19 protein-coding genes are annotated in these 20,984 nt (G+C 62.4%); 5 read left to right on the top strand and 14 right to left on the bottom strand.

The genetic code is table 11. The features are described from left to right. Window positions 1-3 precede the first annotated feature (3 nt). From paaE to QRN42_RS16265, 10 genes are all read right to left on the bottom strand, one after another. Window positions 4-1,209: a 1,2-phenylacetyl-CoA epoxidase subunit PaaE gene (gene paaE, locus QRN42_RS16310; protein WP_284980184.1), complete on the bottom strand. Its 1,206-nt coding sequence runs from the start codon at window positions 1,207-1,209 to the stop codon at window positions 4-6. A 10-nt stretch (window positions 1,210-1,219) separates the two neighbouring features. Next, window positions 1,220-1,780: a 1,2-phenylacetyl-CoA epoxidase subunit PaaD gene (gene paaD, locus QRN42_RS16305; protein ID WP_284980183.1), complete on the bottom strand. Its 561-nt coding sequence runs from the start codon at window positions 1,778-1,780 to the stop codon at window positions 1,220-1,222. Beyond that, entirely contained in the window at window positions 1,777-2,694 is a 918-nt protein-coding gene (gene paaC, locus QRN42_RS16300; RefSeq protein ID WP_284980182.1) for a 1,2-phenylacetyl-CoA epoxidase subunit PaaC, read from the bottom strand. The genes paaD and paaC overlap by 4 nt, the downstream gene beginning before the upstream one ends. Further along, window positions 2,691-3,068 carry a 1,2-phenylacetyl-CoA epoxidase subunit PaaB gene (gene paaB, locus QRN42_RS16295; RefSeq protein WP_284975500.1) on the bottom strand — a complete coding sequence of 126 codons (378 nt, stop codon included), beginning with the start codon at window positions 3,066-3,068 and terminating at the stop codon, window positions 2,691-2,693. Before paaB ends, paaC begins: the two co-directional genes overlap by 4 nt. Further along, complete coding sequence (gene paaA, locus QRN42_RS16290) at window positions 3,068-4,063, bottom strand: 1,2-phenylacetyl-CoA epoxidase subunit PaaA (protein WP_284975501.1); 996 nt, start codon at window positions 4,061-4,063, stop codon at window positions 3,068-3,070. The genes paaB and paaA overlap by 1 nt, the downstream gene beginning before the upstream one ends. A 77-nt stretch (window positions 4,064-4,140) precedes the next feature. After that, complete coding sequence (locus QRN42_RS16285; protein ID WP_284980181.1) at window positions 4,141-4,935, bottom strand: PIG-L deacetylase family protein; 795 nt, start codon at window positions 4,933-4,935, stop codon at window positions 4,141-4,143. Further along, entirely contained in the window at window positions 4,936-6,081 is a 1,146-nt protein-coding gene (locus tag QRN42_RS16280; RefSeq protein ID WP_284980180.1) for a glycosyltransferase family 4 protein, read from the bottom strand. 2 nt (window positions 6,082-6,083) lie between these two features. After that, window positions 6,084-9,110 (bottom strand): polysaccharide biosynthesis protein, encoded by a 3,027-nt coding sequence (locus QRN42_RS16275; RefSeq protein ID WP_284980179.1) that lies wholly within the window; start codon window positions 9,108-9,110, stop codon window positions 6,084-6,086. Between the two features lie 34 nt (window positions 9,111-9,144). Then, window positions 9,145-10,587 (bottom strand): glycosyltransferase family 4 protein, encoded by a 1,443-nt coding sequence (locus tag QRN42_RS16270; RefSeq protein ID WP_284980178.1) that lies wholly within the window; start codon window positions 10,585-10,587, stop codon window positions 9,145-9,147. Continuing rightward, window positions 10,584-11,381, bottom strand: a complete 798-nt coding sequence (locus tag QRN42_RS16265; RefSeq protein WP_284980177.1) for a glycosyltransferase — start codon at window positions 11,379-11,381, stop codon at window positions 10,584-10,586. Before QRN42_RS16265 ends, QRN42_RS16270 begins: the two co-directional genes overlap by 4 nt. A 196-nt stretch (window positions 11,382-11,577) precedes the next feature. Between QRN42_RS16265 and QRN42_RS16260 the strand changes: the two genes are divergently transcribed. Then, window positions 11,578-13,797 (top strand): S9 family peptidase, encoded by a 2,220-nt coding sequence (locus QRN42_RS16260; protein WP_284980176.1) that lies wholly within the window; start codon window positions 11,578-11,580, stop codon window positions 13,795-13,797. An 18-nt stretch (window positions 13,798-13,815) separates the two neighbouring features. Here the strand turns inward: QRN42_RS16260 and QRN42_RS16255 are convergent, their stop codons facing one another. Continuing rightward, complete coding sequence (locus tag QRN42_RS16255) at window positions 13,816-14,625, bottom strand: class I SAM-dependent methyltransferase (RefSeq protein ID WP_284980175.1); 810 nt, start codon at window positions 14,623-14,625, stop codon at window positions 13,816-13,818. Between the two features lie 19 nt (window positions 14,626-14,644). Continuing rightward, entirely contained in the window at window positions 14,645-15,025 is a 381-nt protein-coding gene (locus QRN42_RS16250; RefSeq protein WP_284980174.1) for a DUF7793 family protein, read from the bottom strand. A gap of 219 nt (window positions 15,026-15,244) precedes the next feature. On the opposite strand from QRN42_RS16250, the gene QRN42_RS16245 reads away from it, so the two are divergent. Then, the gene (locus QRN42_RS16245) at window positions 15,245-16,840 is read left to right on the top strand and encodes an ATP-binding protein (RefSeq protein WP_284980173.1); all 1,596 of its coding nucleotides are present in this window, start codon (window positions 15,245-15,247) and stop codon (window positions 16,838-16,840) included. A gap of 118 nt (window positions 16,841-16,958) precedes the next feature. On the opposite strand, the gene QRN42_RS16240 is transcribed toward QRN42_RS16245, so the two are convergent. After that, entirely contained in the window at window positions 16,959-17,135 is a 177-nt protein-coding gene (locus tag QRN42_RS16240) for a hypothetical protein (RefSeq protein ID WP_284980172.1), read from the bottom strand. Window positions 17,136-17,242: 107 nt separating this feature from the next. Here QRN42_RS16240 and QRN42_RS16235 point away from each other — a divergent pair, with 107 nt between their 5' ends. Together QRN42_RS16235 and QRN42_RS16230 are read left to right on the top strand one after the other, a co-directional pair. Further along, a complete protein-coding gene (locus tag QRN42_RS16235; RefSeq protein WP_284980171.1) occupies window positions 17,243-18,295 on the top strand; it encodes a hypothetical protein in 1,053 nt (350 codons plus the stop codon). A 2-nt stretch (window positions 18,296-18,297) separates the two neighbouring features. Next, window positions 18,298-19,854 carry a putative bifunctional diguanylate cyclase/phosphodiesterase gene (locus QRN42_RS16230; protein WP_284980170.1) on the top strand — a complete coding sequence of 519 codons (1,557 nt, stop codon included), beginning with the start codon at window positions 18,298-18,300 and terminating at the stop codon, window positions 19,852-19,854. Here the strand turns inward: QRN42_RS16230 and QRN42_RS16225 are convergent. After that, a complete protein-coding gene (locus tag QRN42_RS16225) occupies window positions 19,834-20,409 on the bottom strand; it encodes a GNAT family N-acetyltransferase (protein WP_284980169.1) in 576 nt (191 codons plus the stop codon). The genes QRN42_RS16230 and QRN42_RS16225 overlap by 21 nt on opposite strands. Before the next feature lie 108 nt (window positions 20,410-20,517). Here QRN42_RS16225 and QRN42_RS16220 point away from each other — a divergent pair, with 108 nt between their 5' ends. Beyond that, the gene (locus QRN42_RS16220) at window positions 20,518-20,976 is read left to right on the top strand and encodes a hotdog fold thioesterase (RefSeq protein ID WP_284980168.1); all 459 of its coding nucleotides are present in this window, start codon (window positions 20,518-20,520) and stop codon (window positions 20,974-20,976) included. The last annotated feature ends 8 nt before the right edge of the window (window positions 20,977-20,984 follow it).

The raw sequence follows: 20,984 nt of genomic DNA, 5'->3' as shown, positions 1-20,984 counted from the left end.
TCCTTAGACGTCGAAGTTGACGGTCACTTCTTCGCTGGTGGGGTGGGACTGGCAGGTCAGGACGTAACCCTTATCCAGCTCGTCCTGTTCAAGCGCATAGTTCTCGTCCATGGTCACCGTACCGGTGACCAGTTTGGCCCGGCAGGTCCCGCAGACGCCGCCGGCGCACGCGAATGGGACGTCCGGACGAACGCGCAGGGCAGCGTTGAGAATGGACTCGCGGGCATGGGTTGGGCTGGCGACGTCGCCGGTGAGCCCGTCCAAGGTGAAGGTGATCTTGTAGGTATCCTGCGACTCGTCGGCAAGAACGGGCCTGCCGGCGTTGCCCTCGGGGCGGTCCGGCCGGCCGGTGGTGAACAGTTCAAAGCGGATGTGCTCCGGCTCCACGCCACGTGCGGCCAGCGTGTCGCGGCACAACTGGACCAACTCGAACGGCCCGCACAGGAACCATTCGTCCACGTCCTCGGCGTGGATGGCACTGCTCAAAAGCGCCTGCAACTTCTCCGAATCGATGCGCCCCGTCATCAAGGGAGCGATGCGCTGTTCACGAGACAGCACATGGTGCAACGCCAAGCGCGTAGGGTACTTGTCCTTCAAGTCCGCGAGCTCCTCAAGGAACATCACGTCCATGGCGGCTTTGTTCGCGTACACCAAGTCAAAAGTGGTCTCGGGATTCGCTGCCAGGAGGGTCCGCGCGATCGCGATCACCGGAGTGATGCCGGACCCTGCGGCGATCGCCACAAAGTTCCCGGGCTCCCCCGCCAGTTCCTCGGGGTGGTTCATGGAATTCATGACGTTGTGCTGAACGGCGGAACCGTCCTTGCCGTGCCGTGAGATGAACGCACCCTGCGGGCTCATCACGTCCAACACGTCTCCGGCCTTGAGCTCAGCGTTGGCCCACGTGGAGAACAGCCCACCCAAGTCCTTCTTGATGGCCACACGAATCTCGCTGCTGCCGTCCGCAAAGCTGCGCGGCTCCGCGCAGATGGAGTAGCTGCGGCGGACCTCGTGAGGTTCGCCGCTCTCGTCAGGCAACGTGGTGCGCAACGCTACGTACTGGCCTGGAAGGTAGTCATACTGGCCAGCCAACTCGGCAGGAACACCGAACGTGACCTCAATGGCATCGTCCGTGAGGCGTCGGACGTCCGTGACGGTCAGGTTGTGGAAAGACGCACGACGGCGGCTGGCCGTCTGTGTTTCGGTGGTCATGGCTGCTTCCTTAGAGGACTTTGAAGTAGTCGAACGGTTCCTTGCAGTCCTGGCAGACAAACAGCGCCTTGCAGGACGTGGAACCAAAACGGGTGAGTTCCTTGGTGTTCAGCGAGTTGCACTGCGGGCATTTGACCGCGAGGCTCAGCCGGACGGGCCCGGAATGTCCGCCAGCGGCAGCCCGGCCCGAGGGCGGCGCGATCCCGTACTCCTGCAGCTTCGCCTTGCCGGACTCGGTCATCCAATCCGTGGTCCACGCCGGCGCGAGCACCAGGTTGATATCCACGCTTGCGTAGCCTTGCTGCTCGAAGGCCTTCCGGAGATCGTCACCAATGGCGTCCATCGCGGGACAGCCGGAATAGGTGGGCGTGATGGTGACCTCGACGGCGGTAGTTGCGGGGCCGCCGTCGTGCGAGTCAGCCTCCCCTACCGCAGGCGTGACGCGGATGCCCCGCAGGATGCCCAGGTCCTCGATGGTCAGGACCGGGATCTCCGGATCGCAGACAGTGGACGCGATGTCCCATGCCTGCTGCTCCACCGTGCTGAGCGCCCGTGCTGCCACGCTGGTCACCAGCTTGCGCCTGGGTGCTCGCGCGCCAGGACCTGCATCTCAGCAAGGACAAAACCAAGGTGCTCAGAGTGCCTACCGCGGCGGCCACCACCGGGTGCCTGCGGAACGGCGGGGATATCAAGTTCGGCTTCGGCCATGATTTCGCCCGTCAGCCGGTCGAATGCCGAGCGGAGGCTCGACGGTTGAACCACGACGCCGGCCTCGGCCAGGCGGGTGGTCAGCTCATCGTCTTCGAACAGTTCGTCCACGTACGGCCACAAGAGCTTGAAACCCTGGATGATGCGCTTCCTGGATTCGTCAGTGCCGCCCGCTAGGCGCAGCACCCACTGGGCACTGTGATCGCGGTGGTAATCCACTTCCTTCACGGCCTTCGCGGAGATGGCGGCAATGGTGGGATCCGTGGACGCGGTCAACGCGGTGTAGAGCTCGTACTGATAGAAACTCACAATGAACTGGCGCGCGATGGTCACTGCGAAATCACCGTTGGGCTGTTCAAACAGGTGCGCTGAACGGAACTCGTGTTCGCGGCGGAAGTACGCCAGATCGTCCTCGGACTTGCCCCAAGCAGCACCGGCATAGGTCAGGAACGAACGGGCGTGGCCCAGCTGATCCAAGGCGATGTTGCCGAGCGCGATGTCTTCCTCGAGCTCAGGAGCACGGGAAATCCAGTGGCCCAAGCGCTGGGCGAGGATCAGGCCGTCGTCGCCCACGCGCAGGGCGAACTCGGCGACGTCCTCGCTGGGCTTGATCTCTCCCCTGGTGATCTCAAGGGCAATGTCTTCCGGACGCAGTGCATTACCTGGCGTGATGCGGGTGGCGCTTGCAGAACCATCTCCGGACGCACCAGCGCCGTGGACTCCTACGGAAATGTCGCCGTGGCCCTCGATAGCGAAGTCGGTTTCTTTGTTGCTCACAGGTGCTTCACGCCTTCGCTCTTGGTGTAGTAGGTGGCGTGGCGGTAATCCTTGCCCTGAGGGGACTCGAAAAATGCTCCCTTGGAATCCGGGTCGCTGGAGGAGATGGCCTCTGCCGGAACCACCCAGATGGAGACGCCCTCATTGCGCCGTGTGTACAGATCCCGGGCATTTCGCAAGGCCATAGCTGCATCCGGAGCGTGCAAGGAACCAGCGTGCACATGCGAGAGACCCCGGCTGGAGCGCACGAAGACTTCCCAGAGGGACCATGGCGCTTCACGATGCTGGTCCGCAGTAGTAGCGACCTTAGGTGCTTCGCGGTTAATCTCACTGGCGGCGCTGGCCGGTGCTTCGGGGTTGCCGTGGGGAGCCATTATGCTACGTTCACTTTCTCTGCTTGCTTGCGGGCGTAAGCCACTGCGGCTTCGCGAACCCAAGCACCGTTTTCGTGTGCCTCACGGCGGCGCTCGATGCGCTGCGAGTTGCAGGGGCCGCGGCCCGCCAGGACTTCCTTGAACTCGTTCCAGTCCAGGGGCCCGTGCTCCCACTTCTTGGTCTCTTCGTTGAAGCGGATGTCCTTGTCCGGGAGGGTCAAGCCAAGGACGCGGACCTGCTCCACCATCATCCCGACGAACCGGCTGCGGAGTTCATCGTTGCTGAAACGCTTGATGTTCCATGCCATGGACTGCTTGGAGTTGGGCGAATCGTCATCCGGCGGACCAAACATCATCAACGACGGCGCGTACCAGCGGTTCACTGCGTCTTGGGCCATCTGCTTCTGTGCAGGCGTGCCGTTGGAGAGCTCGAGCAGGATCTCGAAACCCTGGCGCTGGTGGAAGGACTCTTCCTTGCAGATGCGCACCATTGCGCGGCCGTAAGGACCGTAGGAGGCGCGGCACAGGGGCACTTGGTTGCAGATGGCGGCACCATCCACAAGCCAACCGATGGCTCCCATGTCCGCCCAGGAAATCGTGGGGTAGTTAAAGATGGACGAGTACCGGGCCTTGCCGGCGATCAAATCTTCCATCATCTGGTCCCTGCTCTGGCCCAGCGTTTCTGCTGCGGAGTACAGGTACAAGCCGTGACCAGCCTCGTCCTGGACTTTGGCCATCAAGATGGACTTCCGCTTCAGGCTCGGTGCCCTGGTAATCCAGTTGGCTTCCGGCTGCATCCCGATGATTTCCGAGTGGGCATGCTGGGAGATCTGCCGTAGCAGGGTCTTGCGGTATGCCGCCGGCATCCAGTCACGCGGTTCGATGCGCGAGTCCTCCGAGATGATGCGATCAAAGTACGCCTTACCCGCTTCCTCCCGCTCCTGCTCCTCCGGGGACAGCTCAGCGGGCACTGACTGCAGATTCTGCGATGCCATGGTTGCTCCTAATAAATTACCGACCGTTCGTTCAGAATATGCGGAGCGGACGATTTCAGTCAAGCTTTTAGGAGCGTCTACACGGACGGCACGTAATAGGTTTCGGGGTGCAAGGGAATCTTGCCGTCGGGGAACAACGCGTCGGCCTGGGTAGCGTATTGCCGGATCCGGCCAGGTTTGGCGTGGAGGCCCTCGGCCCAGGTCCACGGCACAAGTCCCATGCGGTCGATGTGCGTTTGGTCCGGTCCCGCCACCATGTCGTACGGGAAATCCGAGTACATCACCAAGCGATCCCGGTGATCCGCGCCCAGCCCGCGGGTGATGAGGTGGTCCACGTGGTTACCCACCCCGGCCGGACAGAACAGCAGCTCAGCCTGCGTTTGACTGATGAGCGCAGACACAACGTTCCTCAACTCGCGGATGAGTTCGCTGTCGCCTCTGGCAATCCGGCCCATGGCGATATCAAACCGATAGCTGGGGTAGCGGTGGGTGAGCTCAGGGAGGAGCCTGTCCCAGGCGCTGCTCCCCAGCCGGGGTGGCTTGCGCCGGCGTCGGAACAGCGCATCCACCTCGCCGAGATGGATGGATTGGATGCCCATGTCCGCCAGGACTGCCCGGTCCTCCGCCTTCCGGGCTTCGAATAGCTCTCCGGCGTCTGACATGGTGCATTGCCGCAAAAAGGACCGCGCCGCGCGAGTGTGTGGTGCAGGCGTTGCTTCGCTGAACACCGTGGCAACGATAATCTCGCGTCCCCGGGCTTGTGCTTCCATCAGCGCGCCGCAGGACAACACGGCGTCGTCGAGGTGGGGCGAGAGGAACAACCAAGGCGCGTCGCCCGCCAGCGAGTGTTCGATTGTTGATTGACGTGGCATTTACGCCCCTTCCCGGCTGCTGGGGTGCACTGCTTCTGACCCGGCTGGCGCCAAAGCCATCAGCGAGTCCCGGTATGACTTAGCCTGCATGTCGGCGAGCGCGTCCCAGTTGTACCCGGCGGCGAATTCCCGTCCGATCAACGCCGCGGTCCGCAGCCCGGAGTCCATGTAACGCCGCGCCATCTCGTCGGCGAAGGCGTTGACGTCAAAGGCGTCCACCAGCCAACCCGCACCCCGTGGAACCACATCCCTGAGGCAGGGGATGTCGAACGCGATCACCGGGGTCCCCGTGGCCAAGGCGTCGATGGCCACCAACCCAAAGGTTTCATGCCTGGAAGGCACCACCACCAGCCGTGCATCACTGAGCGCTTGGAACTTCCTGTCCCCCGACAGCCAGCCAAGCATTTTGATCCGGCCTTCAAGACCGGACTTGCGGATGGCTTCGCGCAGCTTGGCTTCGTCATGCCCGGTCCCCGCGATCAGCAGGGTGGCGTCTATGCGCTCGCTGCACTGCGCCCACGCTTCCAAGAGCAGATCCAGCCCTTTGTGGCCGAACTCCAGACGGCCGAGGAAGAGGATGTCACGCCCGAGCTTGGGTTCCGGTTTCCACGCGGAGGGGTCGACTCCGTTTCCGATGACATCCACGTGGACGTTCGGGTTATATGCCCACAAGTTGTCAGCAATTCCCTGCGAAACGGAGATGAGCCGGCGATGTTTGCGAACGCCCCACCGTTCAAGCCAGTGCAGGGGCAACTTATATTGCCGTGCTTTGTCACGGGCGTGGAGCCATTGAACGATTCCGATGGTGGGGCGCCAAGTCCAGAGCGGTGCGGCCATGGTGGCAAAGGGCGCGAAAAAGTCCTCCACAACAAGGTCTGCCGCCGAACGGCGTTTGCGTACTTCCCAGGGCAGGCGCACTACGTATCCGAGCAGCCTGGTCAACCTGCTTTTTCCGGTGCCGATGCCGATGGGGATATAGCGTACCCTGTCCTGGACGCGCGCCTCCCAACCGGGATAACGGGTGGTCAGTACCGTGACGTCAAACCCCTTCGCTGCGAGGCGGCTGTTGATTTCGTGGGTCCTGACTGACCCGCCGCCGGCTCCGGGCATACGGGGATCCTCAAATCCCAAGTGCAAAACTCGCATTATCATTTTTCCGTCCCGTAGTCCTTGGAGGGCACCCCGATGTTGGCCGCTGCCGCGGCTTCAAGATCGGCGGGATCCACGTACCAAACGGTGGTTTCACCGTTAGTAGGGCCGGGGGTGGTGATCATCGGGGTGCCATGGGTTTTCAACCAAACGAGCATGGTGGGGTTGGCATATCCGTAGCCCTGGCTGGTGGGCTTGGACTGGGTGAGGATGTAGCTGACGCCGTTTTGTTTCATCAGGGGCGCAGAAGGCCAAATCCCGAACCGCGGATCCGCCCTGTAGGCGAACTGCGCTGTGCTGTTGGTGACGCTGATCCGGGCGTCGGGTGGAAGTTCGGCTTGTATCCAGCCGTTGGCCCTGACGAAACCGTCATCCACGGCCAGTTCGGTACGGAGCCCCAACACCACGGTGACAACCACGTAGCAAACGCTGAGGACTGCCAGCGGTCGGCGTGCTTTGGGGCGTCTTTCCCGCAGCTCCACCACAACCAGGACCGAACAGATAGCCCCGGCCACCATGACGCCGTACCCGTATTGTTCCTCGAACGTGCCGAACACTGCACTGTAGGCGCCCGCCGCGCCAAGGCCCAAGCCGGCCAACCCGATCAGACGCCGACCGGCGTAATGGCTGAAGCACAGGAGGAGCCCCACCAAGGGGCACAAGCCCAACAGCGCATAACTTGTACCGAAGCTGCCGCCTTGCTCAATGAGCCGCGAGACCAGGCTCGGGGACCCCTCCGCCGTAAATCCCGAGGTCTTCACCGCCCCGGACATGCGCAATACGCCGTTGCTCTTGGCCCACACCCAACTGGGGAAGTATCCATTGGCAGTCACAACCAGCAGGTACACCGCATAGGGGACCAACCCGAAGGCGACCACGGCCAGCCCTTGACGCCACGGGATCGTCTTCTTCCACACAGTGGCAACGAGGACGGGGGCAACGCTGCAAATAAAGAAGAAGTCTTTACACAGCACGGAAATCCCCAGCAGCAGACCGGCGGCAGCAATCCTCAGGAAAGATCGCCTGCTCTTCTGTGCGCGTCTATCCACGAGCAAGAGCAGGCCGATCAGAGCCGGCAGCATCGCCGAAGTTTCCAGGAACGCATGGCTGTTGTTCCTGAGGACGAACGGCTCGAACGCGAGAAGCGCAGCTGTGAGCCATGCCGCCGTCGTGCTTGCCAGCTTCCGCACCAAGAGGAAACCCAGCCCCACGGTCACGGCACCCAACGCGGCGTTGAGCCAGCGCAGGTGCAAAGTGACGTCGATGATGGGTCCGGAAATGTTGAAGAGTTTGATGGCGGCGGCTTCGAGCAGGAAGTAGCCGGGTGGGTGAAGGAAAAACGGCCCATCCGGCAGCGTGGGGAAGTGGCCGGTGCTGACGGATTCACCGAGTTGGACGTACAACAGCTCATCCACCCACAGTTCAAAACCCTGCTGAAGGCCCAAGGCCCGGACACCGAACGCCCCGGCAACCACGGCAATGAAGGCAACCGCTGCGTTGGTAAACACCCAACTGCCCAAGAACGCCACTCGCGCTGTTCGCCGCTCGCCATGCTTGGACGTGCGGCGGCGCCGGGCCCGCCGTCGCCGTCGAATTCTGAGGTCGTTCCAGTACGGCAGCATGCCGCGCTGGTGGGCCAGGACTGCCGCCCCGCTGACACCGGACACCAGAAGCCACACCATCGGCTGCAGATGCCCGGCCATAGCGAGGACTACCAGCAAGGCCACGGCAAGGAGCGCAGACCGGCCGACTCCGGCGCCCGGCCCGGCAGCCATCAGGATGGGCCGCGCCAACACCACCAGCACGACGGCGGCCGCTACAGACCCGACGGCACAACCGATGCTCAAGCCGAAGACGCCGTCCACCTGCCATCCGCCCCACAGACCGCCGACAACCAGCAACGACGCGCACACGAGGCCAACCTGGCAACGACGGTAGGCCCGCATGGCCAACAGCACTGTGGAAAGTCCCATCAACACCGCGTAACCCAAGCCGGCTGCGGCAAGCCACGGCAGGAGTTCCAACGAGCCGTGATATTTCTGCGGAACAATCAGGCCGGCCAGCGACGCAGGCGCGGTGGCGATGATGGCAAAGGCCACCACGGCGAGTTGCCCGAAAGAAGCGAAGGCATCCCTCAGGACGCCGCCGGCGTCCACCCCTGGGGTGCGCAGCAACGGGAAGGCCACCAGCGCGGTCCCTGCCGCCACATAAACGGGACCCTTGGCGATCGTCGAGAGGGCCTGGAAACCTGCGGCGGCCACCGATCCGTCGTCCAGAAAGCCCACCAAGACCACATCAATGCCCACCAATACCGACACCACGCACAGAACCGATGCGATGTCGCTGGTTTCAGCCCACCGCCATTTTTGGCGCACCACATGCGGGCGCCAACGGAGGTCGCGATAGAACGAACGCGGCACCAACAGTCCTCCGGCGGCACCCACGGCGAAGCCCAGGACGGCCCCACCGGCACCCCAAGCCAGGGCAACGACCAACAGGCTGAACATCAGCCTGACCACCACTTCGCCGACGGTCCGCAAGGCGTACCACTTAAAACGCAGTTCGCCTTGAAGCCATCCCTCTTGGGCCGTCACAGCGAAAATGGCGAAAGAACCCAGTGCCACCGCGCCGGCCATGGACGGTTTGCCCAGCGCCAGCGTCAGACCGCCCGACACGAGGGCAGCCGCAGCGCCAGCCAGGCACGAAACAAAAACCGAGAAAGCAATCCCGTCACGCCTGCCTTCAGAGCCCGCGGGATAAGCAGCCACAACGTGTGAAAGCGGTAGGGGGACCAAAGCCGCAGCCACGATACCCACGATCCCGACCATCATCGCGGCCGAGGCGAACAACGTGTAGTCGGCGGTGCCCAGCGTGTTGGCCATCAAAAGGGTGCAGGCATAACTAACGAGGCCAACCACTCCCGCGGAGACAGCGAGGACACCGCTGTTGCCGGCTACGTCCACCCTGCTGTCCGGCGTGTTGTCCCTGCCCTGCGCTGTTGCACGCCCACGCACAGCAGTGGTCATGACGTGATCTTTTACCTCCACCAACAAATTGGCGCTACTTACCGTCGACGGCGTCGACAGGAGAGAACGCGCTTCCAGGCCCGGCGAGGAGCGTGTTCGGGCCAGCGGGACGGAGCTGCACCCCTTCGCCGCCGATCCTTGTCACGGCAGCGAAGGCTTCGAATTCGTCGCGCCCCCTCATCAACACCGATACGTAGCTCCCCCCAATCACCGCAATCTCGTCCGTTGGGCGCAGGATGGTATCCAGATCCGCTTCGGCGGGCAGATCGAACTGCGCCAAGGTTGAGAGATCCGAGTGGCTGGCGCGTGGATCTCCGCCCTCGCGCAACAATTTTTCTTCCTCGAGGAGCGCCCCCGTGAGCAGCCTTGCGCTCCTGTCCCATGTGAAGCATCCGGCCCATTCGCGGCACTCGGCGGCCATCACGCTGGCCGTTCGCGGTGCAGCCAACGCCCACACGGCATCGATCATTGCGTTTGCGAATTCCCGGGGCGGGTCCACAAGCCATCCGGTCCTGCCTTCAACAACTGAGTCCCGGATGCCGGGCACTCGCAAGGCCAAGCAAGGCACACCCCACGCGGCCGCCTCAATCACCGAGCATCCCCATCCCTCCGAAGCCGAGGTGGACGCGGTCAACCATGCCCTGCCCAACAACGCATCCCGCACCGCGTCGGGTTGATAACCGTGGAACGTCACGGCGTCGTCGAGGCCCAGGTCCATGGCCAGCTGTTGCAGACGGGACCGCTCGGGACCGTCACCAACAAGGTCCAAACGCAGTTTCGGCACGGTCCGCACGGCGACGGCGAACTGCCCCAACAACAGGTCCAGCCGCTTATGCGGCACTAAACGGCTCACGACGGCGATGGTCGGCTCAGCCGCCCGTTCTGCCACCAAAGGAGGAATGTCGATGCTGCCGTTAGGCACCACGTGGATGGGTCCGGAAAATCCGAGCTTCCGCAATTCCAAGCGGGTTGACGGCGAAACGGCGACGATGGAGCGTTGGCCGTACACCGTCTTGGCGCCGGCGCTCTCCAGGAAACGTCCCACCGCAGCCATGGGTGGGGAGAATTTTGTCCGGAACTGTTCTTGGTGGACGTGATGGACCACTTGGACGATGGGCGTAGTGCGCGGCAGGAACAAGGGGGAGAAAAACGGGATCCCGTTTTGGCAGTCAACAACGGCATCGTAATTCGCTCCGCTGCGGAGCATCTTGAGCGCTGCCTGGCCGTAAATCGACAAGGGGCCTCCCCCGCGCAGTATCCGGATCCCGTCGATGACGTCCTCCGCAGCCTGGCCCGAGTCACGCCCGGTAAACCACGTAACTTGAACTCCGTTTTGCACCCATCTACGTGAGATCTGGTGCATGTACTGTTCGGCGCCACCAGCCTGGGAATGTTGGATGTCGCGCCAGTTGAGGACCAGCACATGTTTGCCGGCAAGCTGTGCCGGGGAGTTCATGTCCGTTGTGGCATAGGTCATGCTGATGCTTTCTGAAGTTGAATCACTGAGGCGAAACTGGCCACGCCATCCTGGAAGGGGCGGAAGGTTGACTTAGCTCCGTCAGTCCAGGCAACCGGGAGCTCCACGATGCGTGCCTCATTGTTCTGGAGGCGCAAAAGGAGCTCCACGTCAAAGGCGAAGCCGGTGCTGCGGCACTGCACCATTGCCGCGGTCAAGGCGTCCCGTTCAAAGAATTTGAAGCCACATTGGGTGTCTTGGATGCCCTTGACCTTTGCTTTGGTCAGCACGCGGAACGCCGTTCCCCCCACCCTGCGCCCGAGATGCTGTGGACGCACCACGGTAGAGCCCTCCGCATGGCGGGACGCAATCACCGCTGCCGCCCCGTCCTCGAGGAGGGACATCGTCTCGGTGAGGGTTTCCAAAGGAGTAGCGAGGTCTGCGTCAAAGAAGCCGGTAAACCTGGACGTTCCGCTCAGTAGGCCACGCCGGACAGCAGCTCCCTTTCCCTGCAGGGAGCAGCCCACCAAGGAGATAGGCACCATGGCACCCGCGTCACGGGAGATACGCCGCACCACCGCCGCCGTCTCGTCCACGCTGCCGTTGTCCACCACCACAATGCGTGAGGACCATGATTGGCTGGCGAGGAAGTCCACCGTTTGTACCAACGTATTCGGAATCCTCGTTGCCTCGTTGTACGCAGGAATCACAACTTCCAAATCCACCGGCGAGCGCCGCAACGTCTCCGGATGCTGCCGGGCTTGCAGGCGCACCCGTTTTCCAACGTGGACACTGGGTGATTGAAGCGGGACCATCTGAACCTCCAACTCTTCGGAACGGAAAGGGCACAAACCGTGCTCGCCTATACTGAGTGGCACCCCAGCGCAAGTCATGACGCGAGAGTGCTGGTTCCCTGCTAAGTCGTGGACAGCTATCGCTAGCGGTGGCCCCCGTCCGGCGCTCTGAGCGAAATTCCGGCTCGGTGTCAGGGGCCCTCTATAGAGTGGCCACATGAGCCAGACTTCCTCCGCACCTGCCGCTGATACGGAACCGTCCATCCAGCCTCCCGTCGCCAAGCGTGTTCCCACGCGCCGCGAACACCATGGAGATGTGTTCGTGGACAACTACGAGTGGCTGCGGGACAAGGAATCGGAGGAGGTCATCGCGCACCTCCGGGCTGAGAACGCTTACCAGGAAGCGCAGACGGCTCATCAGGAGCCGCTCCGTGAAGCCATGTTCCAGGAAATCAAGGGACGCACGCAGGAGACTGACCTGTCCGTGCCCAGCCGCAAGGATGGGTGGTGGTACTACAGCAGGTCCGTGGAAGGCATGGAGTACAGCATCCAGTGCCGCGTGCAAGCGCAAAACACCGGTGACCGCGTGGCTGACTGGACTCCCCCCACTGTGGAGGCGGGCTTGGAGCTTCCGGGTGAACAGATCATCCTGGACGGCAACCTCGAGGCTGAAGGCAAGCCCTTCTTCAGTGTCGGCGGCGCCGCCGTGACCGTGGACGGCAATCTCTACGCCTACGCAGTGGATAACGCAGGGGACGAGCGCTTCACGCTGCGCATCAAGGATCTGCGCACGGGCGAGCTCCTCCCCGACGTTATCGAGAACATTTTTTACGGCGTGGCCTTCTCCCCTGACGGCACCCGCATCTTCTACACCCTCGCCGACGATTCGTGGCGACCCTACCAAGTGAAGTCCCACGTTTTGGGCACGCCCGTTTCCGAGGACAAGGTTCTTTATCAAGAGGACGACGTCGCCATGTGGCTCGGTTTCGACCTCGCCTCGGATCGCCGTCACCTGGTGCTCAGCATCGGCTGCTCCGAGTTCAGCGAGACCCGCCTGTTGCGCTTCGACGATCCCGATGCCGGACTGACCACCGTTATCTCTCGTGATGAACGCATCCTTTACGACGCCGAACCCTTCCTGCTGGAGGGCCGCGAAACGCTGCTCCTGACCCACAATAAGGACGCCATCAACTCGATGGTCAGCCTCGTTGATCCAGCCGAGCTCACCAAGCCGCTCGCCGAGCAGCACTGGCGTACCGTCGTCGAGCACTCCGATGACGTCCGCGTCAACGGCGCGGGCCTCACCTCAACCCATCTGGTGCTGTCCGTCCGCAAGGACACCATTGAGCGCGTCCAGGTGCTGCCGCTTGCAGGGCTCGGAACCGAAGGGCAACAGGCACCGGTGGAGCCTTCGTTCGACGAAGAGCTGTACACGGCAGGGGTTTCCGGGTCTGACTACGACGCCCCGGTAATCCGCATGGGCTACACGTCCTACTTCACGCCGTCGCGCGTCTATGACTTCGTCCTGCCTACCCCCGACCAGCCCCACGGCCAGTTGCTGCTCCGCAAGGAAAGCCCCGTTTTGGGCGGCTACTCGCCTGCGGACTATGTGGCCACCCGCGAATGGGCCACGGCCGACGACGGCACCCGCGTGCCGCTATCCGTGCTCCGGCACGCATCGGTACAGCAGGACGGCGCTTCTGCCGGCCTGGTGTATGGCTACGGCTCCTACGAAGTGAGCATGGACCCGGGTTTCGGGGTGGCCCGGTTGTCACTCTTGGACCGCGGGATCGTCATGGTGATCGCACACATCCGCGGCGGTGGCGAGTTGGGCCGCCATTGGTATGACCAAGGCAAGAAGCTCAGCAAGAAGAACACTTTCTCCGACTTCATCGCCGCCACCGACTGGCTCGCGGGTTCAGGGTGGGTGGACCCTGCCCGCATAGCTGCAATGGGCGGCTCAGCCGGCGGCCTTCTAATGGGCGCCATCGCCAACATGGCGCCCGAAAAATACGCGGCGGTGGTGGCCCAAGTGCCCTTTGTGGATGCGCTGACCACCATCCTGGACCCGGACCTTCCGCTCTCCGCCTTGGAATGGGAGGAATGGGGTAACCCGATCACCGACCCCGAGGTGTACGCCTACATGAAGTCCTACACTCCGTACGAGAATGTGCGGGCCGTGGACTATCCCAAGATTGCCGCCGTCACCTCGTTCAACGACACCAGGGTGCTGTACGTAGAGCCGGCCAAATGGGTCCAGGAGCTACGTTCGGTGACCACCGGGGCGGAGCCGGTGGTCATGAAGATTGAGATGGACGGCGGCCACGGAGGGGCGTCCGGCAGGTACGTCCAGTGGCGGGAACGGGCATGGGACTACGCGTTCGTAGCGGATGCCTTGGGCGCCACCGCACTGTTGCCCGGCGCCGGGCTGAAGTAGGACCTGCTGAAGTAGGACTCAGGCCTGCTGGGCCCGCAGGACGGCGTAATACCCGGGGATCACGTCCGAGGAGTGGGGGTTGGTGAGGGGGCGGGTCTCGATATGGGCCTCGCCCTCCGCCAAGAGATCCCAGTTGGCCGCCGGGAAGGCTTTGGTTCGCTGCGGTGCACCGAAATGTCCGGGCATCGGCAACCCGCGGATGGCCCACTCCAGCGGCTCTGGAATGGAATTCCGGGTGGCGCCCAGGTGGCTGACGTAGTCCACGGGAGTGCCCCGGAAGTTGGTTTCGGCCAGGAAGACGCTGCCCCGGGATCCGATGACGGGACGCAGGTTCTCGGCCAACGCAGCGCGCCCCTCGCGGTCCAGGACGTGCAGCACTCCCCGGATAAAGACGTTGGCTTCGCCCTTCCAGCCGGCGGCTTCGAGCGCCGTCGCTACGGTGCCCGCCGCGTCAGGTGCCGTCATGTCGCAGACCGCGAACGACGTCGTCGTCATTCCCGCGGACTCCTGACGGGCCCGTTCCACAGCGTTGGCGGAATAGTCGAGTCCCAGCGCGTGCGGGAAATGCCGGGCCAGGAGGCGGGTGAAGCTGCCATTGCCACACCCAACGTCCACCACGGGAAGCGCCGGGTCCAGTTGGGCCAGGATGGGGAGGTAGCCGTTGAGTTCATGGTCGCTGCCGGAGTCCCATAGGACATCCCCGCCGGCTCCGGTGGACCGTACGTCGCCCCAGTACTTATCCCAGGCAGTGGAGGCGTCTTTAGGCGCGGAAGAAGAGAGCCTGATGAGGCGAGGTACCAGCAGGTACTTCCGGAGAGCGGAGAACATGATCTAAATATAAGCGTCCTTACACGCCCAACAGCCACTCCAGGGCTTCTGTCTCGGACGTAAAGAACTTGGTGGGGCACGGCGCTTTCATGATGCCGAGGAAGAAATTGGCGATAACCCTGTCCACGGGTGAGGCGCCAAGCAGTGCGATCCGCGATGCCTGGCAGGGTTTGGCGAACACCGAACGGGCACCCCTGGTGACGTCGTCGGTGGTGGCCATATCCACGATCATCGGATGCCGGTTGGCGCCACAGAGTTCGTTAACCCGATCCATGGCCCTTTGGGCGTCCGCTTCCTTGATCCTGGCACCCCGGGGCCAGGTCAGGCGTAAATAGCCGGGGTCTTGGAGCTTGAGCTCAAACGCGACCTCTTGCTGGTTTGGTGTTGCTTCCGGCTTCACTATTCTCCTCGATTGCAGTCTGCCTCAAGGCTGACTAATCCGCAGGCCAAAGTAAAGACGCAGGTAAACACTCATGCGGCTTGTTCAGCGCCGGACCTCCGTACCGGCCTGCCGCTGATAGGGTGTTGGCAAATCCGCAATTCGGGTGGGCAATATCGTCTTGGAGGTGGTTCTGTGGGCCCGACTGGCTCCAATGCGCAGCACGCTCCTCTTGCTGTCGTGGCAGATTCAGACCAGGACCGCCTGGGAGCAAGCACAACTGCGCTGGCGTCAGCGGGTTTCGAGGTACTTGCGGCGTGTGACCCGGCCTCGCTTGCGGCCTTGATCAACGCGCGGACGCCCTCGGTGATCGTCGTCGAAAACGCACTGGCCGACAGCCTCCACAATCCTGGCGCGCCCATCCTCCTGCTCGTTGGGCCGGAAGACTCCGTGGATCCGAAGACCGTGGAGGCATGGCGCCAGGCGGACTATATCTTCAGCCCGGTGCGCAATGACGAACTGGTCCAGCGGGTCAAAGCCCTGGTGGGCCGTGCAGCCGAACGTGTCCGGAACCGCAGCAAGGTCGAGGCCCTGCGCGAAAACCTCCGTAACGTTTCGGCGGCGATCCGGGAAACCAATGATCCACAAATCATCGCCAACCATGTTGTCCGCGGATTCGGCAGGGCCTTGGATGTGGACCACGTATGGTTCGCGACGTTCCGCGATGAACGGGTCCCCCTGATCCGCGCCCAATGTAACCGGCCCGGCCTTCCCCAGCTCCCAGCGAAGCTTGGCCCCAGTGAAGAGACCATCATCGAGGTATCCAATCGGTTGTGGGCCGAGGCGGAAGTCCTGGCCGTGACCGATCACCGGGAGGAACCCGATTCCCGGATCACCATGGCCCTGCACGAATGGGCTGAGGAGATCCACCCGATTTCCACAGTGTTGCTCCCCGTAGGCGAGGGCAGCTCCGCCCTGGGTGTCATCTTGCTCGCCACCGTGCAGGAGAGGCACCCGTGGACCAGTGCCGAAATCGCCCTCATGCAGCACGTGGCGGCGAACGTAGCCCATGGACTGATCCAAGGCCACCTCATTGGCGCCCAACAGCGCGTGCTTCACCAGTTGAGGCAATTGGACAAAGCCAAAACAGACTTCCTCGCCACCGTAAACCACGAACTCCGCACTCCGCTGACCTCCATCACGGCTTACTTGGACATGATTCGTGACGGCGCCGGCGGACCGGTTCCGGACGGCATCAGCAGCATGCTCGACGTCGTAACCCGCAACTCGGACAGGCTCCGCACGCTCATCGAGGACATGCTTACGGTGTCCATGCAGGACGCCAGCAACCTGGACCTTAAACCTGTGGACATCGCCAAACTGCTCCAAGTAGTGGTGGCAACTTTGCGCCCCCTGGCTGAATCCCGCCACATCTCGGTGTCCTTCTCGGAGGCGTCGGAGGACGTGGAGATCACAGCTGACGAAGCCAAGCTTGAACAGGTCTTCACCAACATCGTTGCCAACGCCATCAAGTTCACGCCCGTGGGCGGCCAGGTGGGGATCACCAGTTCAGTGACCGCCTCCAACGGTGGACGAACCTCTGCGGTGGTACGCATCGCCGACACTGGACTTGGTATCCCGGAGCACGACCTGCCGCACATTTTCACCCGCTTCTACCGGGCCTCCAACGCTACGTCGGCAGCCGTGCCCGGGAGTGGACTGGGGTTGGCGATCGCGCATGACATCATCAGCCGCCACATGGGCAAAATGGTGTTCGACTCCACGCTGGGTACCGGGACCACAGTATCCGTGGAGCTTCCCGTTGGTGGTCCCTAGGCACGCTTTCGCAACACAGCGCGCTGAGAAGAACGATTAAAACAACGATGCCCCGGGTAGTCACCCGGGGCATCGTGCTGTTTCATCAGCCTGTCAGGACAGGCCGTCCTATCCCCAATTAGTTCGGCCACCACCCAATCGTCGTGGTATTCGTCTTGGTGGTGGTCACGCTGTTAGGCCACCATCCGATTGCCGTGGTGTTGGTTTCCTGGGTTGGCGCGGCATTGGCCGGAGCAACGAATCCTGCTACCGCCAAAATGCCTGCCATGAGCAGGGTTACTGCAAATTTCTTCATCCGCTGTGCCCTTTCAAACTGATGCGAACTTCAGTATGTGATATGTAAAAACGTCACCCCGCAAACTATACGAGCTTTTGTCCATCTTTGACATGGATAATGAGCACATGCAGAGTCCGCAGTTAGCCCCCCACCTTGTCGCCGGGCTCACTGCGCGCGCCAAATGGAAAGAGCGGGACTTTGAGGACGCGTATCGCTTGGCCGGTGAAGCCGCACATCTTGCCCAGGCCGCCGGTGATCACCTTTTGTGGTGGAATATGCTCTACCTCCAAGCTGAGTGCCTGAGGGACCAGGGAAACATTGAGCAATACCTGAAGCTGGCTACGGATCTGAACAACCTCCAATTGACCGCCACCTCCCCGGAGCTCGGCGCGAAGGCCGGCACCCTCTTGGCCGTTGCTTTACAGGGCTCTGGCCGGCTTCCGGAAGCCGCGGAAGTGGCGTCCGCGGCTGCGCAACTGGCTGCCCAGGATCCCGAACTGCGTTATGTTCAAGTGCTAGCCCAGCGTGCTTTGATTGCGGCTTTGGCCGAAAGCAGACGCTTGGAGGACGCCTGGCGGGAGTGCCTCGTCCTGGAAACGCTCCTGACGGATGAAGTTGACGAGGATACAGCCGGAAAGGGCTACTGGGTCATCGGGAACGTAGCCTTCCTCACCGATCACGTCTCAGAGGGCGTTCGATATCACGATCAGGCTGCCGAATGGCTTTCGCCCTCCAAAGATGTCGATTTATGGGCCCGCTTCAATCGGGCATCGGCCGAAATGCGATTACAGGCAAAGCTCAACGACGCAGCAACGCTTCGATGCATTGAGCGTGCGGAACTGGCCACGGATATCGTGGGGGGATCCGAGCGGGACCATTTGGAAATGGCGCTGGTTAGGGCACACTGGAATTTCCTCATTCAAGACATCCCTGAGGCGTTGGCAATTCTTGAACCGCTGTGTGCCCGATCCTCCATCTTGGCCACCCAAACGGCGGCCGAAGCGCATTTCCTCTTGGCGCGGGCGTTGGTGGAAGCAGGAAGGCGCGACGACGCTGTGGCAACCTTCGAGGAAACGGCGCGGCTGTTCGACGAGGCCGCACTACCGGAGCGGAGCGCCGCAGTTCGTGAACACCTGCTGCATATCGATGACCGGCCGAACAGGTCCTATGGGGAGTGACCATGTCTGAGGAAACCGCGTACTCCGCGGACGATCCCCGCCTGGGCCTCCTCTTGGAGGGCATCGTCAGGTTGGCTGCGGGAGACCTGGAAACGAGGATCGAGGTCTCAGCTGCGCGCGATGAGATCGACGCTGTAATCATGGGAACCAACCTGTTGGCCGAAGACCTACAGATCATCTACGAGGAGCTCGAACAGCGGGTGGAAGCCCGCACCCAGCAGCTCAATGATGCCCGCTTGGCAATGCAACACATGGCCATGACCGATCCCTTGACCGGGTTGAGCAACCGATCTGCATTCTCTGCGGCGCTGGCGGAGGCCCAAGCGGCCAGCCTCGAAACGAGCACCAAGCCGGCGATTCTTCTCCTGGACATGGACGGGTTCAAGGCCATCAACGACTCTTTGGGCCACACCATCGGGGACAAAGTACTGGAGACCGTCGCCCGCCGGATCTCGGGGGCAGTCCGGGAACAAGACATGGTGGCCCGTATGGGCGGCGACGAGTTTGCTGTTCTTTTGCCGGACGTATCCCCTGCCATGGCGGCTTCAGTCGGAAACCGGATCTTGGCGGCTTTGGACGGCCTGATAGAGATCGAGGGACACCACCTTCGGTGTGGGGCCAGCATGGGCCTGCGCATGGCTGATCCAGGCGTCAGCGCCGATGACTTGATGATGGAAGTCGATATTGCCATGTACGAATCCAAAGCGGACGGGAGGGGCAAACTCAAGGCATTCGAGCCGTCCATGTTGCACGTACGGCAGATGCGCAACCAGCTGGTGGCCGAGCTCAAAGAGGCCATTGCAGGCTCCCAATTGGTGCTGTACTACCAGCCGATCATCCGCTTGGACACCCGGGAGATAGAGGGCGTCGAGGCGTTGGTCCGCTGGAACCACCCCACGCGTGGGATCGTCATGCCAGACGAGTTCATCCCTATCGCCGAAGAAACCGGGATGATCTCGCAATTGGGCGGCTGGGTGCTGCGTGCCGCCGTCGAGCAGTTGAAGCTATGGCGCAGCGACCCATTGACGTCAAGCCATAACTTCTCTATGCGTATCAATGTTTCGGCTCCCGACCTGCAAAGGCTTGAGTTCGTGGAAGAGGTGCGGGAAGCCCTGTCGGCGTCCGGGCTGGACCCGGCCGCCCTTGTCCTTGAGCTGACCGAAAGCGCCGTTATCCAAGGGAACGCCTTGGACCGCTACACGCTGAGCAGCCTGCAGCGGCTCGGCGTGGGGCTGGAGATCGATGACTTCGGCACAGGTTACTCGTCCATCAGCTACCTCCGGCAGCTGCCCGTGGACGCCGTGAAGGTGGACAGGACCCTGCTTGCCGCCCTGGGGAGTGATCCCTCGCAACCAGCCCTTCTTGCCGCAGTGCTGCAACTGATCCGGGCGTGCGGACTGAATGCCGTGTGGGAGGGTATCGAAACAGAAGAACAAGCCGATTACCTCCTGAGCATCGGCTGCACCAGCGGCCAGGGGTATTACTTCAGCAGACCGCTGCCCGAAGCTGAGATGACTGAACAACTGAAACTCCACAAGTCATGGCCGATTGAGTCCTGAGTCCTGCCTGCCCCGCCATTCGGCGTCGAGGATCGCGTAGATACTCTCGGTTGCCCATTGGCCTTTGTAGTGCCAGTTATCCACCAGGGCGGCCTCCAACCGCATGCCCAGCCGTTGGCAAATTCCCGCTGAGCCTGTGTTGAGGGCATCGAGTTTCGCGTCGACGCGGTGGAAGGCGAGCTGGCCGAAGGCCAAATCCAGGACAGCTTCGGCGGCCTCGGTAGCGATCCCTTGGCCGCGGGCATCCGGATGCAGAATCCAGCCGATCTCACCTTGGCCTGTCCCCTCAAGCCACTTCAGGACAATCTCGCCCTGCAACCCGGGCCGGTCCTTCCGCTCAATCGCCAGGCAAACCCAGTCCCCCTCCCCTGTGAACTGGAAGTTTGCGTACCGCCCGAGGACTTCCATGGACCGGGTCCTGCTGAGCTCGTTGCGGAAGAGGAAGCGGGCAGTCTCCGGAAGCGACTGGTAGCCGTGGAACCGGTCCAGGTCTTCGGCTTCAAAGCGCCGCAGGACCAGCCGCTCCGTGGTGATGGGAAGTTCGATATCGGGCATGTCATAGAGGCTACTAGGCCGTCCCGGAACTTGGTCCAGTCTTGACAGTTCAAGCGATCTGGGATTACCTAATGAACATTCGGTAAATAAAGCTGGAGGCAATGACGCATGGTGGAAACAACCCTTTCCGGTGCATCGCACCACATCCTGGCCAACGACCCCGCGTCGGAATGGATGGGGATCGAGGTCCTCAAGATCGACGACGGCCACGCCACCATCCGCATGACGCTCCGCCAAGAGATGCTCAACGGTTTCGGCATGGCACACGGCGGAATGATCTTCGCTTTCGGTGACACGGCCTTCGCCTTGGCCTGCAACCCGGCGAACCCCACCCCCGATGAATCCTCCACCATCACAGTGGCGTCCGGCGTCGACATTAACTTCATCAAGCCGGCGTTCCGAGGCCAAGCGATCACCGCCGTCGCCAATCGCCGCGCCAGTGCCGGCCGAAGCGGGCTTTACGACATCCAGATTTACGCCGCCTCGCCCGGCACCACTCCAGACGGTACCCCCGGGGAACTCATCGCCGAGTTTCGTGGACGCAGCCGCACCATCTCCAAGAAGTAGGAACCCAG

It is taken from the genome of Arthrobacter sp. fls2-241-R2A-200 (assembly GCF_030209745.1).
In the GTDB taxonomy this organism is placed as follows: domain Bacteria; phylum Actinomycetota; class Actinomycetes; order Actinomycetales; family Micrococcaceae; genus Arthrobacter.
This window is presented reverse-complemented; position numbering and strand designations above follow the sequence as displayed.

Excerpts from the sequence above, each read along its gene's own strand:
- QRN42_RS16265 (WP_284980177.1), bottom strand. The coding sequence starts at position 11,381 with ATGGTCCCGCTTCAATCACCCAGTGTCCACGTTGGAAAACGGGTGCGC.
- QRN42_RS16225 (WP_284980169.1), bottom strand. The coding sequence starts at position 20,409 with ATGCCCGATATCGAACTTCCCATCACCACGGAGCGGCTGGTCCTGCGG.
- paaB (WP_284975500.1), bottom strand. The coding sequence starts at position 3,068 with ATGGCTCCCCACGGCAACCCCGAAGCACCGGCCAGCGCCGCCAGTGAG.
- QRN42_RS16255 (WP_284980175.1), bottom strand. The coding sequence starts at position 14,625 with ATGTTCTCCGCTCTCCGGAAGTACCTGCTGGTACCTCGCCTCATCAGG.
- QRN42_RS16285 (WP_284980181.1), bottom strand. The coding sequence starts at position 4,935 with ATGCCACGTCAATCAACAATCGAACACTCGCTGGCGGGCGACGCGCCT.
- QRN42_RS16280 (WP_284980180.1), bottom strand. The coding sequence starts at position 6,081 with ATGCGAGTTTTGCACTTGGGATTTGAGGATCCCCGTATGCCCGGAGCC.
- paaA (WP_284975501.1), bottom strand. The coding sequence starts at position 4,063 with ATGGCATCGCAGAATCTGCAGTCAGTGCCCGCTGAGCTGTCCCCGGAG.
- QRN42_RS16260 (WP_284980176.1), top strand. The coding sequence starts at position 11,578 with ATGAGCCAGACTTCCTCCGCACCTGCCGCTGATACGGAACCGTCCATC.
- QRN42_RS16220 (WP_284980168.1), top strand. The coding sequence starts at position 20,518 with ATGGTGGAAACAACCCTTTCCGGTGCATCGCACCACATCCTGGCCAAC.
- QRN42_RS16275 (WP_284980179.1), bottom strand. The coding sequence starts at position 9,110 with ATGACCACTGCTGTGCGTGGGCGTGCAACAGCGCAGGGCAGGGACAAC.
- paaE (WP_284980184.1), bottom strand. The coding sequence starts at position 1,209 with ATGACCACCGAAACACAGACGGCCAGCCGCCGTCGTGCGTCTTTCCAC.
- QRN42_RS16230 (WP_284980170.1), top strand. The coding sequence starts at position 18,298 with ATGTCTGAGGAAACCGCGTACTCCGCGGACGATCCCCGCCTGGGCCTC.
- QRN42_RS16270 (WP_284980178.1), bottom strand. The coding sequence starts at position 10,587 with ATGACCTATGCCACAACGGACATGAACTCCCCGGCACAGCTTGCCGGC.
- QRN42_RS16240 (WP_284980172.1), bottom strand. The coding sequence starts at position 17,135 with ATGAAGAAATTTGCAGTAACCCTGCTCATGGCAGGCATTTTGGCGGTA.
- QRN42_RS16235 (WP_284980171.1), top strand. The coding sequence starts at position 17,243 with ATGCAGAGTCCGCAGTTAGCCCCCCACCTTGTCGCCGGGCTCACTGCG.